We start from the raw sequence: 7,017 nt of genomic DNA, 5'->3' as shown, positions 1-7,017 counted from the left end.
CATACTCCTTCAATAAGCTAACTATAGTCTCTTGCAATGGCTTTAATGATTCCTCTTTTCGATCTTAGGTAAAAAAAACTCTGGATTAATATAAGAAATAGAACCTATTAACGTGCCATAAGGTAATGGAACAATCCAACTGAACCCACCCTTATTTCTACTATCAAAATAGACTATTATCTTATCCTCATTGATAGGTTCCGTAAGATATTCTATTGCTTTTAACCACTTAGCTTTACCTTTCCAACCCGAACAATCTATTATCACTCCCTCATATTTTTCATTTTCTGAAATTACAATATTCCCTTTGATAACAGCATCCCTAGGCCTTTTAGTTTTCACTTCCTCATCAAGCCAAATTTCTAATTTTTCCCTATTGAGTCTGGTTACATTAGTATTTACATGAACTGAATATTTATTATCGTAAAGGATCTCAATATTTTTAAATTCTCTATCTAAGAATTCTCTACTAATATTAAGAGAATAAAAAGTATCGTAACTTATTATTCCAGTACATTTCTTTCCAGCTTTCCTCCTTCTATCAAAAACTATAGGATCAAATTCTCTCAAGTTATACGCTAAAATTAATCCAGCTAGACCTCCACCTATTATTAAAACTCTGATGATCTATCAGCCTCGTTGATTGTATATCTCTTAGCCCCTAATTTTTCTACAATATACATAAATGCTCTATATGGATCGGTATGAGCTCCACACGAATATACGTCAACAGTGGCGAATTTATATTCTGGCCACGTATGGACCGTTATGTGGCTTTCCAATATAATTGCTACTATACTCGCGCCCTCCCCAATTTTCCAAGATTTTATATCAAGAACATTCATGTTACCCTCTCTTGCTGCCCCCTTTATTATTTCCTCTATTTTCTTATTATCCTTGAGGATATCCTCATCGCACTCGTACAAACTGCCATAAACTTGTTTTCCCACTACCTTCGGAAAAGATATACTTACCCCTCTCATCAAACCCCCCACTTAAACCCCTCTATCTAATCATATATAAATTTATTTCCCCATGAGTGGGGCTAAAAGCAAGTTTTTAATGCTAATGGATAAATACTATCTTATCTGATGAGGAGTGGCTATTAGACGACTAGTCTTAGATGTTTTAAAACCTATAAGGGGAACGTCAATAGTTGATTTAGCGGAAAAAATATCCCTCTTGAAAGGGATAGACGGTGTCAATATTAGTGTTACTGATATGGATGTAGAGACGATGGGGTTGTTAATCATAATTGAAGGAACTGACATAAATTTCGATGAGATTAAGAAAACGTTAGAGGAAGAGGGTTGTGCAATCCATAGTATAGATGAAGTAATAAGTGGAAATAAGATAGTTGAGGGAAAGAAATGATTTGCCAAGTATGTAAGTTAAGGGAAGCTGAAATATATCAACCACATACTGGAAGAAAACTTTGCAAACAATGTTTTATAGATGATGTTAAAAATAGGATAAAGATTGAAGCTGAGAAACAAGGCTTGTTGAAAGCTGGCAAGGTTCTCTTAGCTGTCTCTGGGGGAAAGGATAGTTTAGTCTTAGCTGATGCGTTATCTTCCTTTATCAACCCATCTAACTTGATAGCCTTTAATATTAATGAAGGGATTCATAATTACAATAGGGAAGATCAGACAAAAAAATTAGAGAAATATCTTACAGATTTAGGAATTGAATTAATTACTACGAGCTTTAAGAAAGAAGTAGGTTTTACGCTTGATGAGATGGTAATTGCGTCAAAGAATAAAGGGTTAAAGGTTTCAGCATGTACTTTTTGTGGAGGTTTTAGAAGGAAGCTGATAAATGAAGCTGGTTTAAATGTTAATGCAGATTATGTCGCTACAGGGCATAACTTGGATGATGAAGTACAAACTATAATTATTAACTTAATTAGAGGGGATTTACTCAGACTAGTGAGACTTGGGGATAAACCACTAAAGGTTAGTAACAAATTTGTAACCAGAGTAAAGCCGTTAAGGAAGATATATGAATGGGAAACTACCATGTATGCTTATTCTAGGGGCTTTGAATTTCAAGAAGTGGAATGCCCTCACATTTCAGAAAGACCAACTTTAAGGGCTAAAGTGAGAGAGCTATTATATCTGCTAGAGGAAAAGTTACCAGGCAGTTTGCTCAAGATTCTTGAGGAATTTGATGAAATCTCAGCTAGAATTAAGAAGAATTATACTACAATTGGTGAGTTGCCGAATTGCATAATATGTGGAGAACCTACAACTCCAGGGAGAAAAATTTGTAAGAATTGTGAACTCTTAATAAGAGCCAGTCTATTACCTCATTCAGAGGGATATCAGAAGTACTTACCTATATCATAAATTCTTTCCTCAACACCATTTCTCTTATTTGCAACAATTGCCATGGCAAACAAAAGGGATGATAATCTATTAAGATAAACTATTATCCACTTGTTGAACTGGACTTCCTTAGAATACTTTACAGCATTTCTTTCTATTCTCCTTGCTACACTTCTAACTACGTGTAACCTAGATGCTTCTTCCGACCCACCGGGTATTACGAATAATTTTACTGGACCACTTTCCTTTCTGTACTCCACAGTCCTTTTCTCTATCCATTTAACGCTCTCTTCTTTAATCTTCCCCTCATTTTTTACTGCCTCTTCACCTACTATAAATAGCTCTTGCTGAACTCTCATCAAATCTTGTCTAATATCTTCCCATTTTATTACACTTAGGGCAAACCCTATGAATGAATTCAATTCGTCAATATCGCCAAGAAAGTTTACCAATGGAGAATCTTTCCCTATACGCTTATTTATCACGTTGGTATTACCATCATCTCCGGTTCTAGTAAACATTGAATAATATTTAAAAAAGTCCTAGTTATATCATTTTTGGTGAAGTGAGATAAGCTCACGTTATAAGGACTTTGTTGATTTTCTGAACACTGTTGCAGTTAAGTGGCAAAAGAAGTGGGAGGAGGCTAAAATATATGAGTCGAATCCAGATCCTAATAGACCAAAGTTCTATACTACAGTAGCTTTTCCCTATCCGAATAGTCCTTGGCATATTGGTCATGGTAGAACGTACGTCACTGCTGATGTTGTAGCGAGATTCAAGAGAATGCAAGGGTACAATGTATTATTTCCCATGGGTTTCCATTATACGGGAACTCCAATTATGGCTATGGCTGATGGGATAGCTAAAGGAGATAAAGATCTAATAGATACATTTAAGGACATTTATGAGATTTCCCCAGATGTAATTCCTAAGATGTCAGACCCTCTATTCATGGCTAATTACTTCAAAGAAGATATAAAGAGCGCTATGAAGGAAATAGGATTAAGTATAGATTGGAGAAGGGAGTTCACTACTATTGACCCTGAGTTCTCCTCATTTATTATTTGGCAGTTTCACAAGTTACAAAGCAAAGGGTATGTAGTTAAGGATACACATCCAGTCGGATGGTGCCCAGTCCATCAACTTCCAGTTGGTATGCACGATACTAAGGGTGACGTGGAACCCGAAATTGGGGAGTTTGTATTAATATACTTTAATTCAGATAAAGGAATATTTCCTGCTGCAACGCTAAGACCAGAAACGGTGTTTGGGGCAATAGGTATATGGGTAAACCCGAATGAGAACTACGTTGTAGCCAATATTTTTGGAAATAGGATGATAATAAGTGAGAGGGCAGCCTTTAAGCTCTCCTTCCAAATAGATAAAGACATAGAAATTATAGAGAAAGTTAAAGGCTCTAAACTAGTAGGGATGAAGGTAAAGAATCCTATCACTGGTAAGGAGATAGAAGTTTACGGAGGTAGTTTTGTTGATGTTGATTTGGGAACTGGAGTTGTGATGAGTGTTCCTGCTCATGCTCCTTTCGATTATTACTATATGAAGAAAAATAATAAAGATGTTGAAGTAATCCCAGTTATTTTTGTAGAGGGATTAGGAAATACATTAGGCAAGGACGTTGTAGAGAAGAATAATCCTAAAAGTGATGCTGATCTAAAGAAACTAACTGAGTATGTCTATAGAACAGAATATAATAAAGGAGTAATGATAAGTGACCTAGAAAAATTGGTTAAGGAAGATTATAAAGAGGAATTAAGGAAGTTAAGTGGTCTTCCCGTACCTAAAGCTAGAGAGGCGATAACAGAGTTTATGATATCAAATAACATAGGGAGAAAAATTTTTGAAATAATGAATAAGCCAGTGTACTGTAGATGTGGTACAGAGATCGTAGTTAAGTTACTCAAAGACCAATGGTTTCTTGACTATTCCAGATCAGATTGGAAAGAGCTAGCTAGAAAATTATTAGGAAACATGAGGATTATCCCTGACGAGGTAAGAAAAGATTTCGAATTTACTATAGGATGGTTAGAGAAGAGGGCATGTGCGAGGACTAGAGGTCTAGGAACTCCATTGCCTTGGGATAAGAAGTGGATAATAGAAAGTTTAAGCGATTCAACAATATACATGGCCTATTACACGATAGCTCACAAGATTAAGAAATATAGAATAACCTTATCCCATCTTACCCCAGAGTTCTGCGATTATGTGATGTTGGGATTAGGAAATGTAGAAGAAGTAAGTAAGAGAACTGGTATAACAGCAGATGTACTTAAAGAATTAAGAGAAGAGTTCTTGTATTGGTATCCATTGGATATAAGACATAGTGGTAAGGATCTGATCCCTAATCATCTAACCTTCTTCATTTTCAATCATGCTGCGATATTTCCAGAGAACTTATGGCCTAAAGCTATCGCAGTTAACGGCTTAGTGTTATATGAAGGAAAGAAAATGAGTAAATCACTTAGGAACATAATACCATTGCGGAAAGGTCTGAAGATGTTTGGAATTGATATAATGAGAATAGCGTTATCTTCCACAGCTGACATGGGTTCTGATGTTAACTTTTCTGAAACCCTAGTTAAGACTATTGGAGAAACTGTAAGAAAAATATTTGATCTATTTAATAATTTGGATAACTATAAGGATGAAACACATGGTTTTCCAGAGAAGTGGCTTTTATCTATATCCTATAAGATGGTTGAAAATGTTACAAAATATATGGAAAACATTGAATTAAGAAATGCAATAAATGAAATCCTCTTTATGTTTACGTCTAATCTTGACGAGTACTTTAACATGGTCTCTGCAGAAAATAGGAACGCTAATGGTAGGATCCTAAGAGAGGTGCTAATTACGTGGTTGAAGCTAATTACGCCGTTTGCTCCACACTTAGCTGAGGAGATTTGGCATGAGATTCTTCATAGGCAAGAATTCATAGTTAATGAAAAATGGCCAGAGGTGGAGAAGGCTAAGATAGATGAATTAGCTTTGTTAGAGTATGAGTACATGAACAGAATAATCGAGGATATAAGATCTATATTAAACGTATATAAAGGAGAACCTAAAAAGGTCTCCTTATATTGTGTAAGAGATAAAGAAATTAAAGAATTATTAAAAGATGCTATTAAATCGAATGGACAGTCTAAGACTTTCATGGATTTACATAGGCCTAAGAACAAAGATGAAGCTAGGCTCTTTCAGAGAATATTTAATGAGTCTTTAGAACTTGATGATGACATGAAAAAATTAGCACTAAACTTTGATATAGATGAAACATCAGTATTAGGTCAATTATCAAGGTATATGGAGAAGAAGCTAGGAATTAAGGTAGAGATTAATGAGTATAATTTAAAGATTAAGGAATTGTATAAGAAAGACGCTTTACCTCTAAGACCAGCTATAATAGTTGAGTGAGAAACACTTTCTTGTTTTTTATATCTAGGATACCTAGTTGCTTAAGGAATAACAATTCTTGTCTAGTTGCATCTTTACTTAATCCGTATTTTTTTGATATAATATTAACCACATCACTCATATCAACCTCTCCACCATACTCCTTCAATAAGCTAACTATAGTCTCTTGCAATGGCTTTAATGATTCCTCAACTATGTTGTCATTTACTATTTTAAAAAGAAACATATTGCCTGCCTTGTTTTTAGCCTTATACATACTTTGCGAAATCTTTTCTATTTTTACTATCTCATCAAAGTTAGCTTTGATCTCGAAGGTACTTATTACTAGATCGTACCTCATAGTAAGATCGTCTTCACCTTTAGGTTCAAAAACTATTACATATGAATTCTCATTACAGCTTTGTTTTATTGAAAAGTTAACTATCTTTATTAGCTTCTCAAAATTAATGACACATATGTTGGAATTGTTTAATTTTTTAATTATATTATAAATTAGATTAACTTTTACATTGATGAAGTATGAGACTACTAAAACTCTATTACCTCTTAAACTTAATATGTAATCTACAATATTCACGGGATACTATATTTCATCAAAGCTTATTTACCTTTTTTACTTGTCTTATATAGGGTTTTGTATTGCACCAACCAACTTAATTAGAAATAAATTAAAGTCTTGGTTATTAACGGCAGAAGAATATGATTTTACAGATATCAAGGAAGGAACTAGATTACATCTAAACGAGTCACCCCTTGAGCCCCCTAAGTTCATAATCGAAGCCGTGAAAAACTATCTTGATAAAGGAAATAGATATCAACACCCTGACTTAATTAGAAGATATAGAGAGCTTGCTGCAGAGTACGCTAAGGTAGAATTGGATAACATTTACCCTTCAGTAGGAGCAGATGGGTCTTTAAGGGCAGTGTTCTATAACTTGTTAGAGCCTGGAGATCTGGTAGTTACTAATTTCCCTTCCTATAGTATGTACTCAGTTTACACAAAAGCTAGGGGAGCTAGAATCGTTAGAGTAGATTTAATAGAAGATAAAGAGTGGTGGAGAATGAACCTTGAAAAAGTTTTGGAACTAGCTAAGAATGCGGAACTGGTAGTGATAGATGATCCAAACAACCCTACGGGTTCACCAATGCTTGGAGGAAAAAAAGATTTAGTAGCTCAATTAGCTGAAAACACTAAAGGTTTTGTGTTAATTGACGAAGCATATCATGAATTTGCCAACTATACTGTATCTCCTTT

8 protein-coding genes are annotated in these 7,017 nt (G+C 34.7%); 4 read left to right on the top strand and 4 right to left on the bottom strand.

Features of this window, described 5'->3' with window-relative positions; genetic code table 11:
- Window positions 1-42: 42 nt before the first annotated feature.
- The gene (locus DMP16_RS06875; RefSeq protein WP_342764249.1) at window positions 43-609 is read right to left on the bottom strand and encodes a hypothetical protein; all 567 of its coding nucleotides are present in this window, start codon (window positions 607-609) and stop codon (window positions 43-45) included.
- A gap of 2 nt (window positions 610-611) precedes the next feature.
- Complete coding sequence (gene speD / locus DMP16_RS06870) at window positions 612-983, bottom strand: adenosylmethionine decarboxylase (RefSeq protein ID WP_069284564.1); 372 nt, start codon at window positions 981-983, stop codon at window positions 612-614.
- Window positions 984-1,098: 115 nt separating this feature from the next.
- On the opposite strand from speD, the gene DMP16_RS06865 reads away from it, so the two are divergent.
- Both DMP16_RS06865 and DMP16_RS06860 read left to right on the top strand, forming a co-directional pair.
- Entirely contained in the window at window positions 1,099-1,374 is a 276-nt protein-coding gene (locus DMP16_RS06865; RefSeq protein WP_069282213.1) for a DUF211 domain-containing protein, read from the top strand.
- Window positions 1,371-2,348 carry a TIGR00269 family protein gene (locus tag DMP16_RS06860; protein ID WP_069282211.1) on the top strand — a complete coding sequence of 326 codons (978 nt, stop codon included), beginning with the start codon at window positions 1,371-1,373 and terminating at the stop codon, window positions 2,346-2,348. The genes DMP16_RS06865 and DMP16_RS06860 overlap by 4 nt, the downstream gene beginning before the upstream one ends.
- On the opposite strand, the gene DMP16_RS06855 is transcribed toward DMP16_RS06860, so the two are convergent.
- Window positions 2,324-2,848, bottom strand: coding sequence for a cob(I)yrinic acid a,c-diamide adenosyltransferase (locus tag DMP16_RS06855; protein WP_143577012.1), 525 nt, complete (start codon window positions 2,846-2,848; stop codon window positions 2,324-2,326). The genes DMP16_RS06860 and DMP16_RS06855 overlap by 25 nt on opposite strands.
- 82 nt (window positions 2,849-2,930) lie before the next feature.
- On the opposite strand from DMP16_RS06855, the gene leuS reads away from it, so the two are divergent.
- Window positions 2,931-5,762, top strand: coding sequence for a leucine--tRNA ligase (leuS, locus tag DMP16_RS06850; protein ID WP_143577011.1), 2,832 nt, complete (start codon window positions 2,931-2,933; stop codon window positions 5,760-5,762).
- Here leuS and DMP16_RS06845 read toward each other — a convergent pair.
- The gene (locus tag DMP16_RS06845; RefSeq protein ID WP_069282202.1) at window positions 5,746-6,339 is read right to left on the bottom strand and encodes a hypothetical protein; all 594 of its coding nucleotides are present in this window, start codon (window positions 6,337-6,339) and stop codon (window positions 5,746-5,748) included. The two genes, leuS and DMP16_RS06845, sit on opposite strands and share 17 nt — an antisense overlap.
- A gap of 10 nt (window positions 6,340-6,349) precedes the next feature.
- On the opposite strand from DMP16_RS06845, the gene DMP16_RS06840 reads away from it, so the two are divergent.
- Window positions 6,350-7,017, top strand: a 668-nt coding sequence (locus DMP16_RS06840) for an aminotransferase class I/II-fold pyridoxal phosphate-dependent enzyme (protein ID WP_143577013.1), incomplete at its 3' end; no start/stop codon positions are given.

This window comes from Sulfolobus sp. B1, from assembly GCF_007050195.1.
GTDB lineage: Archaea > Thermoproteota > Thermoprotei_A > Sulfolobales > Sulfolobaceae > Saccharolobus.
This window is presented reverse-complemented; position numbering and strand designations above follow the sequence as displayed.